11 protein-coding genes are annotated in these 15657 nt (G+C 62.0%); 5 read left to right on the top strand and 6 right to left on the bottom strand.

Features of this window, described 5'->3' with window-relative positions; genetic code table 11:
* Nucleotides 1–34 precede the first annotated feature (34 nt).
* Together FP2506_RS08665 and FP2506_RS08660 are read right to left on the bottom strand one after the other, a co-directional pair.
* Nucleotides 35–3202: an efflux RND transporter permease subunit gene (locus tag FP2506_RS08665; protein ID WP_007067071.1), complete on the bottom strand. Its 3168-nt coding sequence runs from the start codon at nucleotides 3200–3202 to the stop codon at nucleotides 35–37.
* Entirely contained in the window at nucleotides 3199–4620 is a 1422-nt protein-coding gene (locus FP2506_RS08660) for an efflux RND transporter periplasmic adaptor subunit (RefSeq protein WP_007067070.1), read from the bottom strand. Before FP2506_RS08660 ends, FP2506_RS08665 begins: the two co-directional genes overlap by 4 nt.
* 88 nt (nucleotides 4621–4708) lie before the next feature.
* Between FP2506_RS08660 and FP2506_RS08655 the strand changes: the two genes are divergently transcribed.
* The 4 genes from FP2506_RS08655 (at nucleotide 4709) to FP2506_RS08640 (ending at nucleotide 9130) form a co-directional block, all read left to right on the top strand.
* Nucleotides 4709–5323 (top strand): TetR family transcriptional regulator, encoded by a 615-nt coding sequence (locus FP2506_RS08655; protein ID WP_040489613.1) that lies wholly within the window; start codon nucleotides 4709–4711, stop codon nucleotides 5321–5323.
* Nucleotides 5324–5587: 264 nt separating this feature from the next.
* Nucleotides 5588–7642 (top strand): putative bifunctional diguanylate cyclase/phosphodiesterase, encoded by a 2055-nt coding sequence (locus tag FP2506_RS08650; protein ID WP_007067068.1) that lies wholly within the window; start codon nucleotides 5588–5590, stop codon nucleotides 7640–7642.
* The gene (locus FP2506_RS08645; RefSeq protein WP_007067067.1) at nucleotides 7642–8076 is read left to right on the top strand and encodes a BLUF domain-containing protein; all 435 of its coding nucleotides are present in this window, start codon (nucleotides 7642–7644) and stop codon (nucleotides 8074–8076) included. Before FP2506_RS08650 ends, FP2506_RS08645 begins: the two co-directional genes overlap by 1 nt.
* 250 nt (nucleotides 8077–8326) lie before the next feature.
* Nucleotides 8327–9130, top strand: coding sequence for a Crp/Fnr family transcriptional regulator (locus tag FP2506_RS08640; protein ID WP_007067066.1), 804 nt, complete (start codon nucleotides 8327–8329; stop codon nucleotides 9128–9130).
* Between the two features lie 13 nt (nucleotides 9131–9143).
* Here FP2506_RS08640 and FP2506_RS08635 read toward each other — a convergent pair whose 3' ends face one another.
* From FP2506_RS08635 to FP2506_RS08620, 4 genes are all read right to left on the bottom strand, one after another.
* Nucleotides 9144–10415 carry an ABC transporter substrate-binding protein gene (locus tag FP2506_RS08635; protein WP_148227666.1) on the bottom strand — a complete coding sequence of 424 codons (1272 nt, stop codon included), beginning with the start codon at nucleotides 10413–10415 and terminating at the stop codon, nucleotides 9144–9146.
* 157 nt (nucleotides 10416–10572) lie between these two features.
* On the bottom strand, nucleotides 10573–11601 hold the full coding sequence (locus FP2506_RS08630) for a phosphotransferase family protein (RefSeq protein ID WP_007067064.1): 1029 nt from the start codon (nucleotides 11599–11601) through the stop codon (nucleotides 10573–10575).
* Nucleotides 11598–13208, bottom strand: a complete 1611-nt coding sequence (locus FP2506_RS08625) for an AMP-binding protein (RefSeq protein WP_007067063.1) — start codon at nucleotides 13206–13208, stop codon at nucleotides 11598–11600. Before FP2506_RS08625 ends, FP2506_RS08630 begins: the two co-directional genes overlap by 4 nt.
* Nucleotides 13201–14415 (bottom strand): acyl-CoA dehydrogenase family protein, encoded by a 1215-nt coding sequence (locus FP2506_RS08620; protein ID WP_040489039.1) that lies wholly within the window; start codon nucleotides 14413–14415, stop codon nucleotides 13201–13203. The genes FP2506_RS08625 and FP2506_RS08620 overlap by 8 nt, the downstream gene beginning before the upstream one ends.
* A 267-nt stretch (nucleotides 14416–14682) precedes the next feature.
* Here FP2506_RS08620 and FP2506_RS08615 point away from each other — a divergent pair, with 267 nt between their 5' ends.
* Entirely contained in the window at nucleotides 14683–15429 is a 747-nt protein-coding gene (locus FP2506_RS08615) for an SDR family NAD(P)-dependent oxidoreductase (protein ID WP_040489603.1), read from the top strand.
* Nucleotides 15430–15657 lie beyond the last annotated feature (228 nt).

The following is a 15657-nucleotide window of genomic DNA, read 5'->3' as shown; positions in this document are numbered from 1 at the left end:
GCGTGATGGCATGTCGCCGCGACGGCGACAATCTTCATTCGGCCGGGCTCAGAGCCTCCTGGCTGCCGCTCTCGCCGCCGCGGTCCTTGGCGTCCCGCTTCTTCGCCATCGCCTTGTCGCTTGGCGAAAGCAGCTTGTAGAAGAGCGGGATGAAGAAGATCGCGACGAATGTCGCGAACAGCATGCCGCCAATGACGCCGGTACCGATCGAATGTCGCGAGGCCGAGCCCGCGCCGGTGGAGATCGCCAGCGGTACCACGCCCAAGATGAAGGCGAGCGAAGTCATCACGATCGGCCGGAAGCGGAGTTTTGCGCCTTCGAGCGCCGCATCGAAGGCGCTGAGCCCTTCCTCTCGCTTCAAGACGGCGAATTCGACGATGAGGATCGCGTTCTTCGCCGCGAGCCCCACCAGCGTCACGAGGCCGATCTGGAAATAGACGTCGTTGTCGATGCCGCGCAGGAAGATCGCGAGTAGCGCGCCGAACATGGCGAAGGGTACGGCAAGCAGCACGGCGATCGGCAGCGACCAGCGCTCGTACTGGGCCGCGAGGATGAGGAACACCATCAGGATGCCGAAGCCGATGGCGAAAAGACCCGTCCCGCCCGACGATATCTCCTGATAGGCCGAACCGGTCCAGGCAATGTCGTAGCCCGTCGGCAGGGTCTCCGCCGCAACGGCCTGCATCGCGGCCAGCGCCTGACCGGAGGAGAAGCCCGGCGCGGGATTGCCGGAGATCTTCGCCGAGGTGAACGCGTTGTAGCGCTCCAGAAGATCCGGTCCGATGACGCGCTCGACGTTAAGGAGCGTATCGAGCGGGATCATAGCGCCGTTGGTCGCCTTGACGTAGACGAATCTGAGATCGTCCGGCGTTTCGCGGAAATCGGCCTCCGACTGCAGCGAGACGCGGAAATTTCGGCCGAGCAGGGTGAAGTCGTTGACGTAGAGCGAGCCGAAGGTCGACTGCATGGTCTCGAAGATCGAAGAGATCGGGACGTCGAGAGCCTTCGCTTTCTGACGGTCAACCTCCACTTCGTATTGCGGCACGCTAGCGGAGAAGGTCGTCCGCACGCCTGCTAATTCGGGCCGTTCGGATGCGGCAGCGACGAGCGCGTTCGTCGTTTCGAGAAGAGCCTGCGTTCCGGCACCCCGCCGGTCCTGCACGAAGAGGTCGAAGCCGCCCGTCGTCGAAAGGCCCTGGATGGGCGGCGGGTTGAAGGCGAGGATCATGCCGTCCTGAATGCCCGAATTCATGCCGATGAACGGACCCACGAGATTACGCGCGTCGAGCGACGGATCGGTCCGCTCCTCCCAGTCCTTCAGCGATACGAAGGCGACGCCCGCCGAGGATTTCTGGGAGCCGGAGAGAAGGTCGAAGCCGGCGAACGCCGTCACGTCGTCGACCGCCGGGTGCTGGGAGAGATTCTGGTAGACCTGATCCATGACCTCGGTCGTGCGCGACAGCGAGGCAGCCGGAGGAAGGATCGCGATGACGAAATTGACGCCCTGATCCTCCTCCGGAACCAGCGAGCCGGGAAGCGTCTGGAAGAAATAGTAGGATCCGCCGATCAGACCGCAGAAGAGGAGAAGGGCCATCGCCGCGCGTCGCATGACGAAGGCGACGCCCGCGCCGTAGCCCCGCGTGAGCCTGTCGAAGGCGGCGTTGAACCAGCGGAACGGAAGGAACGGCTTCGAATGCTTGTTCTTCAGGAGGACGCTGCAAAGCGCCGGCGTGAGCGACAGGGCGACGATACCGGAGATCGACACGGAGACCGCGATCGTGATCGCGAACTGGCGGTACATCGTGCCCGCGAGCCCGCCGAGGAAAGCGACAGGAATAAAGACGGCGCAGAGGACGAGCACGATCGCGATGACAGGGCCCGCGACCTCGCTCATTGCCTTGGCCGTCGCCTCCTTCGGACTGAGGCCTTCGGTGGTCATGATGCGCTCGACGTTTTCGAGAACCACGATCGCGTCGTCGACGACGATGCCGATGGCGAGCACCAGACCGAAAAGGGTGAGAAGGTTGATTGAGAAGCCAAATGCCAGCAGCACGCCGAATGTGCCGATGATCGAGACCGGCACGGCGAGCATCGGAATGAGCGTCGCGCGGAAGGATTGCAGGAAGAGGTAGACGACGAGGAAGACGAGGATCATCGCCTCGATGAAGGTCAGGATCACCTCTTCGATCGAGGCTTCGATGAACTTCGTCGTGTCGTAGGGGATCGCGTAGTCGATCCCGTCCGGAAACGACTGCGATAGCTCGTCCATGCGCTCGCGCGTCACCGCCAGCGTGTCGAGCGCGTTGGCACCCGGCTGGAGATAAATGCCGATCGGCACCGTCGGCGTCCCGTTATAGGTGGCGTTAAAGCCGTAATCCTGAGCCCCCAGTTCGACGCGCGCCACGTCCTTCAGGAGCAGCGAGGAGCCGTTCTCGTCGGAGCGCAGGATGATGTTCTCGAAGGCCTTCGCATCGGGCAGGCGCCCGGCGGTCGTAACGGAATAGGTAAAGGCGAGATCGGAACCGTTCGGCTCGCCTCCGAACTGGCCGGCCGCGAACTGGGCGTTCTGGTCGCGTATGGCACTCGCGACGTCGCCGGGCGTCAGGCCGTACTGGGCGAGCGCGTCCGGCCGCAGCCAGATGCGCATCGAATAATCGCGCGCGCCGAAGAGCTGGGCCTGGCCGATCCCCGGCAGGCGTTTCAATTCGTCGAGAACGTTTAAGAGCGTGTAGTTCGAGACATAGGTCGCGTCGTAACGCGGATCATTCGACGACATCGTCAGAACAGCGAGGATCGACGAGTTTTGCTTCGACACCGTGACGCCGAGCCGCTGCACCTGCTCCGGGAGGGAAGCGCTCGCCTGCTGAACGCGGTTGTTGACGTTGATCGTCGCCTGGTCGGGATCGGTCCCCGCTGCGAAGGTGACCGTGATCGTCGCGGTCCCCGTCGAGGAATTCGTGGACTGCATATAGAGCATGTCCTCGACGCCGTTGATCTGCTGCTCGATGGGCGCCGAGACGGTCTGGGCGATGGTTTCCGCGGAGGCGCCGGGATAAGTCGCGCGCACCTGCACCTGCGGCGGAACCAGCTGCGGATACTGCTCGATCGGCAGCGAGGTGAGGGAGGCAAGGCCTCCGAGAACGATGAGAATGGATATGACCGCCGCAAAGATCGGGCGGTCGACGAAGAAGCGGGAATTCATTCGACGAGCTCCGCGCGTTCGCGGCCGACCGGCCGGTTCGGCAGGGGATTTTCCTGGGCCCTGCGCGCCGCTGCACCGTCCGGCAGCGCCGTCTTCGGGACCGGCGGGCCGGCAAGGCGAGTGGGCTCCTCGACGCTTGTTTCAGAGGCAGAGCTCGACGGTTCGCGATCCTGCGGAGTGTCGCCTTCGCCGCCCTCGGCTTTGTCGCCGGCCCCGGCCTCAGTTTCAGGCGCAGGCGCGGCGTCGCTGGATGCCGCGTCATCGTTGGCAGTCTCGCCTTCATCGGCCTGGGGATCAGCGGACTGCGGATCGACCGGTGAACCGGGCCGAACCTTGACGACCCCCCGTACGACGACACGGTCGCCTTCCGCGAGACCGTCTGAAATCAGAATGGCCCCGTCGAGCTCGCGTCCGACCGTGATCGGCCGGACCTCGGCAACGTCGCCCTCGTTGAGCACGTAGACGAACGTGCCCTGGGGGCCCTGCATCAGCGCTTCGGTGGGAAGCGTAATGGCGTCTTCGACCTGCAGGCCCTCGACCATCAGCCGGACGAACTGGCCTGGCAGAAGCCGCTGATCCGGATTTGGCAGCACCGCACGTGACAGGATCGTGCCGGTCTGCGTGTCGATCGTTGTCGAAGTGAAGTCGATCGTGCCGTCCTGACCGTAGGTCGTTCCATCGCCGAAGAGAATTGAGACCTTGAGATCGCTCGGCGCACTTGCGCCGCGAAGCGTTCCGCTCTCGATCAACTCGCGGATGGACTGGGCTTCGGTATCGGCAGCGGAAAAGTTGACGTTGATCGGGTCGAGCTGGTCGATCCGGGTGAGAAGATCGCCGCTCTGCAGAAGGCTCCCCTCGGGTACCTGTTCGAGGCTCGTGATGCCGCCGACCGGGGCTTCCACCGTTGCGTAGTCGAGCTGCAGGCTGGCACTGCGAAGTTGAGCTTGCGCTGCCTCGACCCGCGCTTCGGCGAGCTGCCGGCCCGAGACGGCGTCGTCGAGATTGGCCTGGGAGGAGGCGCCTCGCTGAGCGAGTGTGCGGGCGCGTTCCTCGCTGCGCTGTGCCTGAACGAGATTCGCCTCGGCCTCCACGACCTGTGCCCGCGCAAGTGCGACTTCGGCCTCGTATGTTGCAGGATCGATCCGGAAAAGGAGATCGCCCTCGGCAACCCGGGAGCCCTCTTCGAAATCGCGTTCGAGCAAGATCCCGCCGACACGCGCTCGGACCTGCACTTCGCGAGAGGCAGCGACCCGGCCGGCATATTCGTAGGTCACCGGCAGCGTCTGGGTGGCGACGGTTTCGACCGTCACGCCCGGAGGAGGCTGCTCTCCGCCGCCCTGTGCGTGCGCGCCGTATCCAAGAAGGATGAGGGGGAGGGCGAGTGCTGCAAGGCCGATCGATTTTCCGAAAACGTGCATGGACACTCTTTTCCGAGGCGGGATGCCGCAATTTTGTTGCATTGCAAGATACATACAGTGATGAATGTTGGTGGGCAAGGAGGCCGGCATGCGGCGGACCAAGTGCGAAGCTGCACAAACGCGTGAAGCGATCCTGGACGCTGCGGAAACGCTGTTTTTCGAGAACGGCGTTGCAGCGACGTCACTGTCTCAGATTGCGGCAGCTGCCGGAATGACACGCGGCGCGATCTACTGGCATTTCGAGAACAAGGTCGACCTCTTCAAAGACATGGTGGACCGTGCGCGCCTGCCGCAGGAAGCCTTCTTCCACGACAGCCGCCATGAACCTGCGTCGGTCCGCGAACTCTGTGAGAAAACCATCGAAGCGCTTGCCTTTCTTGCGTCCGACGAACGAACACAACGCGTCATGACCATCCTGATGTTTCGTTGCGAATATGTCGGAGAGATGCAGCCCGCGATGGCACGGCGAGAGAGCGCCGACGAACACATGCGCGTGGAGATAGCGCGGATCTTCGATCACGCTCTATCGAACCGCGCCACGGGTCCGAAGCAATGCGATGCCCGGGCGATCGCGTCCGGTTATTTCTGTGCGGTGAGCGGGCTCATCACCGAATGGCTGAAGTCCGACCACGCGTTCGACCTTGTAAACGTCGGAAGCCAGCTGATCGAGACACTTGCCGCGGATCACCTCGAAGGCGCTTAAGTGCCTGCCCGACGAGAGCTGCCGCCTCGGAGATCAAGGTCATCTACCTCACGTCGCCTACTTGCCGGCGATCACATACCCGGTTCCAGTAATAGTAATACGTACTTATTATCAGTAATGTCTCTGCATACTATTCGCATCCCATGATGCGTGTATGTTGCCAGGCGTCGTAATCTTCCGCCGTCTAAGAATATCATTTCTTAATACGAAAGTTCGATCTTTGCGCAACGACGTTATCGATTGCCTTTTCCATCTGAGGTCTCAGTGCCTGTCATCAGCTGTATTCTTACCGAACACGATCTTCTGCTTGTCCTGCTCGCTGCGGTCATGTGCGCAATCGGCTCATTTGCGACGACCCGACTTTGGCGGAATGCGGTCGCTGCGCGTCAGAGAGACCGTTTCCATTGGTGCTTCCTCACCGGCGTGACGGGAGGCTCGTCAATCTGGGCGACCCATTTCATCGCGATGCTGGGCTACCAGACGCCTGTGCCGGCGACATTCGATCCCAAGCTAACAGTCATTTCCATTGTCATCGCAATCCTCGGCACGTCCCTTGGCATTGCCCTGACGACGTCGAGCAACCGGCTGATCGCGCGTCTCGTCGGCGGCGCGACGCTCGGGCTATCGATCGCAGCGATGCATTTCGTCGGCATGTTCGCCTATCGCGTCGATGGGATCGTCAGTTGGGACCAGACCTATATCGTTCTGTCGATCGTCGCATCGATCGGCTTCTCGGTGCTCGCGACTTTCTACATGACGGGTGGTCGAGCTCCGGCCTTCCTCAGCAGGACGAATGCCGCGGTGATTTCGCTGATCCTAGCAATCGTTCTTCTCCATTTCACGGCGATGGATGCATTCAGCGTCGCGCCGATAGCAGGCCTGTCTTCGGGGGCAGATAGTGGAGCCTTCTCGGCAATGGCCATGAGCGTCGCACTTGTCGCCTTGCTCATCGTCTTCACTGGTTTCTCAAGTGAGGTCATCGAGTTCCGCAACAAGACGCGTTCCGAGATCGACCTCAACTACATCGCGACCCACGACGAGCTGACGGGCGTCCCCAACCGCCGGAAGTTCTCGGAAATCCTCGCGGACCGCTGTGCGAAGACAAGAGATACCGGAGCGGAATTTTCGCTGATCATGATCGATCTCGACCGCTTCAAGCCGGTCAACGACACGCTCGGCCACACGACCGGAGACGCGGTTCTGAAGCGGGTTGCCAATCGCCTGGAGCACGTGATCCGCGCAAGTGATTTTCTTGCGCGGCTCGGCGGCGACGAGTTCGCGATCATCGCTCTCGGATCGACCGGCGACAGAAGCAACGTCTTGCGCCTCTGCGATCGTATCATCGACGTCTTGTCGCGGCCTTTCATCATCAACGGTCACGTCATCGAATTGGGGGCCAGCCTCGGCGTTGCGATCGCGCCGGCACATGGCACCACGGCCGACGATCTGACCCAGAGCGCCGACATTGCGCTCTATGCGGCGAAGGATGCCGGTCGTTCGACCTACAAGCTTTTCGAGACAGCTATGGCGGACGAGGTTCAGCTTCGCCGGTCGCTCGAAATCGATCTGCGACGCGCCCTCAATCGTGAGGAATTCGAAGTTTATTACCAGCCGCAGGTCGACGCCAAGTCGGGCGACTATTCCGGAGCCGAAGCACTGATCCGCTGGCGACACCCCCAACGCGGCATGCTTTCTCCCGTCGTCTTCATTCCGCTTGCAGAAGAACTCGGATTGATCGGCCCGATCGGGAACTGGGTGCTACGCCAAGCCTGCCGAGATGCGGTGACCTGGCCGAGCCATCTTTCGGTGGCGGTCAATCTCTCGCCGGCCCAGATGATGGATCGCCGGCTTCCGAAGTCTGTGAAGTCGATCCTGAACGAAACCGGTCTCGATCCGGCACGGCTGGAACTAGAGATCACCGAAACCTCGCTTATCGGGAACGACGTGCAGGCGTTGGCGGTCCTCAACGAACTTCGCGCTATGGGTATCGCCATCTCGCTCGACGATTTCGGCACGGGTTACTCTTCGCTCAGTTATCTGCACCGGTTTCCGATCAATCGAATCAAGATCGACCGATCCTTCATCGATCGCATACCAACGGACGTCGACAGCGCAGCGATCGTCCAGGCGATCGCCAAACTCGGCGGTAGCCTCGGCATGAAGATCACTGCTGAGGGAATCGAAAATGAGGAACAGTGGTCGTTCTCGAAGACCGAGGGCTGCGACCACCTGCAAGGCTATCTTTTCAGCAAGCCGATCCCAGGGAGCGAGATCGGCGCGCTGTTCGATACCAAAGACAGCGCCGAAAGGGCCGCCTGATGCCGGAAAGTCATTATAACAGCCTTCACCGGCTTCTTTACACCAGCAAGTCGCGCTTTTCCTGCAGCGAAGCTCACGTTCCTGTCGAGATCAAAGGGATCGTCGCAAAATCATTTGAAAAGAATCGTCACCGCGATCTGACCGGTGTGCTTCTCTTCATCAACGATACCTTCATCCAGGTGCTGGAAGGGCCGCTCTCGGAAATCGAGACGGCTTTCGAGGCGATCTGCTGCGACATGCGCCATGGCAACCTGAAGCTTGTCGACATGACGCCTGTCGAAACTCGTATCTTCGACGAATGGTCGATGGCATTCGTCGGGTTCGACGTGGACCCCAGTCATCTGCGAACCAATCGCGACCTGCAGGAGGTCTATACGATTGTCGAGAGCGACCCAGAGAAGGCGCTTCGCCAGATACGCGGCCTGATCAATTAGTATCGGTTCAGCGTCACCATCCGTTTCGATTGCATGAGCGAGCAGAGCCGATCTCGGCAGTCTCCGCTGATCGGCTTGTTCGCCTACGAGCGATCGCCGCGTCGAGCTTGCCGAGGGTCGGTGAGGCGCGGGCGTTGATCAAGCCGACAAGGACCCGCAGGGCTGATCCCGGGTGCAAAATGACGCAGTTCGGCTTACATTCCGGAAATCGCATGCTGGACTGACCGGGCGCGTGCGGCTGTGAGTGCACTTGGCTTACGCCCTGATCATCATGGGTATGCCGATGTCCCCCGACGTGTCTGGAAATCTTCACGAAAACCTGCTGCTCGCGAGCCTTCGGCCGGACGATCTCGATGCGCTTTCAGATCACTTCGAGCCGGTCGAATTGCGCCGGGGCGACACGCTGATCTATCCGAACGAGCCGATCGAAAGCATCGTGTTTCCAACTTCCGGAATCGTTTCGATCATCACTGCAGTCGAAGACAACGAGCATGTCGAGATCGGCATCATCGGCCGCGAAGGGATGACTGACGGCTCGGTGCTTGCCGGCATCGATCGCGTTCCACACGAGATCTTTGTCCAGATGGCTGGGAACGGGCTGCAGATCGAGGCGAAGACGCTCTACAGGCTTTCCGAGGAGCGTCCGGCGCTGCGCCGGCACCTGATGCGCTGGGTGCACGTTCTCAATATTCAGACCGGGCAGACCGTCGTTTCGAACAGCGCGTTCAACGTGGAGGCGCGACTCGCACGCTGGCTATTGATGTGCCAGGACCGAATCGGCGGCAACAGGATCAAACTCACGCACGAATTCATGGGGCTCATGCTAGCCGTACGCCGTTCGACGGTCACGCTGACGACCCATGCCATCGAAGGCGCAGGCATCATCAAGGCCGAGCGCGGCGTAATTACAATCCGCGATCGCGCGGCGCTCGAAGAACTCGCCGGCGCATCATACGGTGTGACCGAGCGCGAATACGAGCGCATCATCGGACCGTTGAGGTCACACGAAAAACGCGGCGGGGAAGTGGTCCCGCCGCGCGTCTCGGTTCAGTAAGGGACCTGTCGGCTTACTGCGCTGTGCTTTCGCTCGCGCCGGCCTCTTCCGAGGACCCACCAGACGCGGCCATTTCCTTGGCGGCCTCACAGCTGCCGTCTTCCAGCGACTGGAACGCCTCGTTGCCCGGGATCGTGCGGATAATGTTGTAGTAGTCCCACTTCCCTTCGCTCTCGTCCGGCGTCTTCACCTGGGCGAGGAACATGTCGTGTTCCATCAGGCCGTCGGCTCGGACCTTGCCATTGCGGGCGAATGCGTCCTCGATCGGCATGGTTTTCAGCTGCGCGACCACCTGCTTGCTGTCATCCGTGCCGGCCGCCTCGACCGCTTTCAGGTAGTTCAGCGCGGACGAATACATGCCAGCCTGAACCATGGATGGCTTGGCGCCGGTCTTCTCCTCGAACTTGGCGCTCCACTCGCGTGCCTGATCGTCCTGATCCCAGTAGAAGCCAGTCGTCAGCGTGAGGCCCTGTGCGGCTTCGAGGCCGAGCGCGTCCACATCGGTGATGAAGAGCAGCAGGGAAGCGAGCTTCTGCCCGGCCTGAACGAGACCGAATTCCTGAGCCTGCTTGACCGAGTTCTGGGTGTCCGTGCCGGCATTGGCAAGACCCACCACCTGGGCGCCCGAGCCCTGCGCCTGCAGGAGGAAGGACGAGAAGTCCTGGGTCGGGAAAGGGGCCGCGACTTCGCCGACGACTTCGCCACCATTTGCAGTAACCGCATCGGCCGCTGTCTGCTGAAGATTATGGCCGAAGGTGTAGTCCGCCGTGATGAAGAACCAGGACGTGTTGCCTTCCTTCACCATCGCGACGGCCGTGCCGTTGGCGAGAGCATCCGTGTCGTAGGTCCAGTGAAGACCCGTCTCGGGCGCGCAGTTCTCGTTGGTGAGGGCGTTCGTGGCGGCGCCGTTGTTGATATAGGCGACGCCCTTCTCGCTGGTGATCTCCTGCAGAGCGATGCCGACGCCTGAATTGGCGCCACCGAGGATCATGTCGATGTTGTCTTCGTCCGACCACTGGCGGGCGATGTTCGAGGCAATATCGGCCTTACTCTGGTGATCGGCGGTGCGAAGCTGAACCGGCGCGCCGTTGATCTCGCCGCCCATCTCCTCGATCGCCATCTGCACAGCAGCTTCCGAACCGGACCCATCGAGAGCCGAATAGGGACCGGACATGTCTGCGATGATGCCGATTTTGATGGCGTTGTCGCTGATCTCGCCGCCGTCCTGCGCATGGGCACCCGCTGCGACGAACGTTGCCGCACCGGCCAGAAGCATGGTCTTCATCAGTTTCATATGGGGTTCTCCTCCCAGAGATTGCGGCTCGCCGATCCTTGTGTCGCCCGAGCCTCGGTTTTCTGTTTCACATGCGGCATCGTCCTTCGTCGATGCCGGCCGTTGAGTATGGTGAACGAGGTTGCGCCGCCTGAAAAGGCTTTGCGTCCTATTTTCCCTCGATCACCTCGAAGGCCCGGATCGCAAAGCGTTGAGCTAGCGGGCCATAGCGTTCCGCCTCCGGATCGGCAGCATTGCCCCGCCGGGCGCGATCCGCAATGCCGACGAAGATGACGGCGAATCGGAAGAGCGCGAAGGCGACATGGAATGCGCCCGGCGCCGGAACCTGCGGCATGGTCTTGCGGTACCGGGCAACGAAGTCGTTCTCCGCCGGGATGCCGAGCGACGCGATATCGAGATCGAGGATCCCGCCATATTCGTTCGACGAGGTGTGCCAGGGCAGGCAGCAGAAGGCGAGGTCGGCCAGCGGATGACCGATGGTCGAGAGTTCCCAGTCGAGGACGGCAACGATATCGGTGCCGTCCGGCGCATACATCATGTTGCCGACGCGGAAATCGCCATGGGATATCGCCGAAAGGCCGTCGTCCTCGGGCTGATTCGCCTTCATCCAGCCCGACAGCTTTTCGAGTTCCGGTATGGGCTCGCCGGTCGACTTCTCCAACTGGCCGCTCCAGAGCGCGATCTGCCGCGCGAAATAGTCGTTCGGCCGCCCGAAGGTGCCGAGGCCGACGGCCTCGTAGTCGGCGGCATGAAGCTTTCCGAGCGTATCGGCGAGCGCCATGTACATCGCGCCGCGCTCTTCCGGCGAAGCGCCGTCCATCGCCGCCTCGTGAAAGACGCGGCCATCGACCTCCTCCATAAGATAAAACGGGGTTCCGAGAAGCTTGGCATCTTCGTGGTAGAGGATCATCGCCGGCACCGGGACGTCGGTTTTCGAAAGCCCCTCCATCACCCGGTATTCGCGGTCGATCCGGTGGGCTCCCTTGGCGAGTTCGCCCGGCGGCTGCTTGCGCAGCACCATGCGGCGGCCGCCGTGGCCGAGCCGGAAGGTGGGGTTCGACTGCCCGCCACTGATCCGCTTGATGGTAAAGTCGTCGGTTGCCCCGAGCCTTTCATCGAGAAACCGCTTCAGCACATCCGGATCGATGCCGAGTTTTTCCTGGCTGTTCTCGCTCAACCGTTTGCCCCCGCCGCCTTTTCGGCCGCCTGTTCGCGCAGCACGTATTTCTGGATCTTGCCGGTCGCGGTCTTCGGCAGTTCGCAGAACGCCCAGGCACGGGGGATCTTGAAGCCCGGCAGGTGTTCCCGACAAAAGGTTTCGAGCGTTTCCGGCTGAGGCGAAGTCCCGGACTTCGCCTCGATGAAGGCCATCGGTATCTCGCCCCATTTTTCATCTGGCTTGGCGACCACGGCCGCGATCGCGACGTCCGGATGTTTCGACAGGACGTCCTCCACCTCCAAGGAGGACACGTTCTCCCCGCCGGTGATGATGACGTCCTTTGCCCGATCCTTGATCTCGATATGCCCGTCTGGATGCCTCACGGCGAGATCGCCCGTATGAAAGCCGCCGCCGGCAAATGCCTTCTCGGTTTCGTCGGGATTCCGGTAATAGCCTGCCAGCAGCGTATTCCCGGTGAGAACGATCTCGCCGACGGTCGTGCCATCCGCTGGCACCTCGGCGCCCTCGTCGTTCACGACGCGAATGCGGTTCGCCGACAGATGCCTGACGCCCTGGCGCGCAAGGAGATTCGCCCGTTCCTCGACGTCGAGACCGGCCTCGTGCTCGTTCAGTTCGCGGATCGAGGTCGGACCGTAGCACTCGGTGAGACCGTAGAGATGGATGAAGTCGAAGCCGAGCGCGTCCATCTGCTTGATAAGAGAGGCCGTCGGCGCCGCGCCGCCCGTCGCGACCGTGATGCGGCGGCTCGCATCGCGCTTCTCCTTCGCGTCGGAGTTGATCAGCATGTATAGAACGACCGGCGCGCAGGAGAGATGGGTGACGCCAATTCTGTCCATCGCCTCGAAGACGGCCTCTGGGACAACCTTGTCGAGGCAGACATGCGTGCCGCCCGCTGCCGTGATCGACCAGGTGTGACACCAGCCGTTGCAGTGAAACATCGGCAGCGTCCAAAGATAAGCCGTCTTGTCGTTGAACTGCAGTGCTGTGATGTTGCCGACAGCGTTGAGCCAGGCCCCTCGATGGTGCAGCACCACGCCCTTCGGATTGCCTGTCGTCCCTGACGTATAGTTGAGTGCGATCGGCTGCCATTCGTCGGTGATCTCGGCGATGAGGTCGATCTCGGGCGGCCTCTCGCCGGAGAGCAGCTTGAGTCCGTCGCCGCTCTCGCCATCTTCGGCGAAAACCTCGATCGGAACACCGGTTTCTTGTGCGGCCTTGCGCGCATCATCGGCGCATGTCGGGTCAGCCAGGATCAGGCGGCTTTCGGCATGCTTCAGGATGAAGGCGACGTCCTTCGCCTCGATCCTCGTGTTCACCGAATTCAGCACCGCGCCGAGCGCTGGGATTGCGTAGTGCGCCGCCAACATCTCCGGTCGGTTTGGGCACATGATCGACACGACGTCGCCCTTCTGGATGCCGCGATCCTTCAGGGCCTTCGCGAGGCGCAGGACGATCTGGTGAAATTCGCTCCAGGTCCAGCTTCGATCCCGCCAGACGACGGCCGTCTTCGTCGGGAGCGAATTCACCGCATGGTCGAGAAAATCCAGTGGAGTCAGCGGGTTGAAGTTCGCTGGGCGGGGCCTGAGGTGCTCTTCGTCACGCATCCTCACCCTCCACGTCCCAGTGCCAGAAGTCGGTGCCGAGATCGCCGAGATGGCGGTTCAGCACCATCTTGTGGACCTCGTCCGCCCCGTCGACCAGCCGCGCCTGCCGCGCGTAGCGATAGATCCATTCGAGCACGGTGTCCTTCGAATAGCCCCGCGCGCCGTTGATCTGGATCGCGCGGTCCGCCGCCGTGTGGAGGAGATTGGCGACGTGGATCTTCGCCATGGAGATTTCCTTCTGGCCGTAGCGGCCCTGATCGATCTCCCACGCCGCCTTCATCACCAGAAGGCGCCCGACCTCGATCTGCATCGCGAGATCGCCGAGCATCACCTGCACGCTCTCGCGATCGATCAGTTTCACGCCGAAGCCCTCGCGACGCTCCGCGTAGTCCGTCGCGATTTCCACGCAACGCTTTGCAAGGCCCAGCCAACGCATGCAGTGGGTGAGGCGGGCGGGGCCAAGGCGGGTCTGGACGACCTTCAGGCCGCGGCCTTCCTCGCCGAGGATATCGGAATGCGGAATGCGGAAGTCCGTGAATTCCAACTCGCAATGGCCGCCGTGTTCTTCAGGGCCCATGATCGGTATACGGCGAACGATCTTCCAGTTCGGCTGGCTCTTGTGGAAGAGAAAGCAGGTATGGCCGCGCCGCTTGTCGTCGGCGGTTTTCGCGATCAGCATGAAATGATCGGCCGCTTCCGCCCCCGTGATGAACCACTTGCGCCCGTTGACGACCCAGTCGTCGCCATCGCGCACGGCCCTGGTCAGCATCATGGAGGGGTCCGAGCCGCCGCCCGGTTCGGGCTCGGTCATGGCGAAGGCCGAGCGGACTTTGCCTTCGACGATGGGTTTGAGCCAGCGCTCCTTCTGTTCATCCGTGCCGAGCGCTTCCAGCACCATCATGTTGCCGTCGTCGGGCGCCGCAGAATTGAAGACGACCGGGCCGAAGATCGAGCGATTCATCGTCTCGTAGAGAACCGACATCCCGGTCTTCGAAAGGCCAAGACCGCCGTTTTCGTGCTTCAGCTGCGGGCACCAGAGGCCGGCGCTTCTCGCCTTCGCGCGGAGGTCGGATAGGAGCGCCTCGTCGATATTGCCGTGGCCATCATAGGCGTCGGGCCGTTCTTCGAGCGGCATGATCTCGTTTGCAACGAAATCCGCGATCTGCGTTCGCAGCTTCTCGAGTTCCGGCGAAATCCTGAAATCCATCAAAGCGCCTCCCAACGCCTTCTCCTCGCGCGCCGTTGTCAAGCGCTGCGAATGCGGGCCGTATCACTTGGCCTTCACTGCACAATAGGCGGTCGGCCTCTCCTTGCCAGTGCGGACCGGTCGCGATCGATCGAGCAACCCCGTGCATCTCGCCGGGCCGGTTCGGCCCCTGTCGCGGTTCATGCCCTGTCCTAACTCGGCTTCGAGACGCATGCCGCGCGATCCTCGCGAGCGCATGCGACTGACGTCATGCGGGAGGACAAGCCAATGCATTTCGATCTCAGCGGAAGAACCGCCCTTGTCACAGGGGCGTCGAGCGGACTGGGCGAGCATTTCGCGAGAGTGCTGGCCAAGGCCGGTGCCGAGGTGACGTTGGCCGCCCGTCGGCTCGATGCGCTGAAGGAGAATGTCGACGCGATCGCTGGTGAGGGCGGCAAGGCGAAGGCCGTCGAACTCGATGTGACTGACGAGGCGAGTGTCGCAAAAATCTTCGCCAACGGCCCCTTCGACATCGTCGTCAACAATGCCGGCGTCACCCTGACCCATCCGGCGATCAAGGTGGAAGAAGCGGAGTGGGACAAGGTCGTCGACACCAATCTCAAGGGCGCCTTCCTCGTCGCTCAAGCGGCGGCGAAAGCGATGAAGGAAGCGGAAAGGGGCGGCTCCATCGTCAACATTGCCTCGATCCTCGGCCTGCGTGTCGCCGGTGGCGTGATGCCCTATTCGGTCTCCAAGGCCGGGCTGATCCAGATGACGAAGGCGATGGCGCTCGAGTGGGCGCGCTACGGCATCCGCGTCAACGCGCTCTGCCCCGGCTATATCGAAACACCGCTGAACGCCGATTTCTTCGCCTCCGAAGCCGGCAAGGCGCTGATCAAGCGCATCCCGCAGCGGCGTCTCGGCCAGAACGCGGATCTCGACGGGGCCCTCCTGCTTCTGAGCTCCGATGCCGGCGCCTACATGACCGGGTCGGAACTGGTGGTGGACGGCGGGCACCTCGTGTCCTCGCTCTGATCAGACCCTGCCGACTTCTTGATGCAGCTACCGGTCGCTGAACCTTGCGCGATGCTTTCGCTTGGCGTCCGGCGAGTCTCGGGGCGGCCCAAAAACGGCGTCTCCACTGGACTTTCGCCTCTTTTCCGTGATGCTTGGTTCGAACACATGACGCGGCCGGGGGCTGCCGTCGGGGATGGACGGCGTACACTCAAACGAAGTCGCTTGGGGTCTTCGATAACTTGAAAG

The organism is Fulvimarina pelagi HTCC2506 (genome assembly GCF_000153705.1).
Classification (GTDB): domain Bacteria; phylum Pseudomonadota; class Alphaproteobacteria; order Rhizobiales; family Rhizobiaceae; genus Fulvimarina; species Fulvimarina pelagi.
Note: the sequence above shows the minus strand (reverse complement) of the source record. Positions and strands in the feature narration are given on the sequence as shown.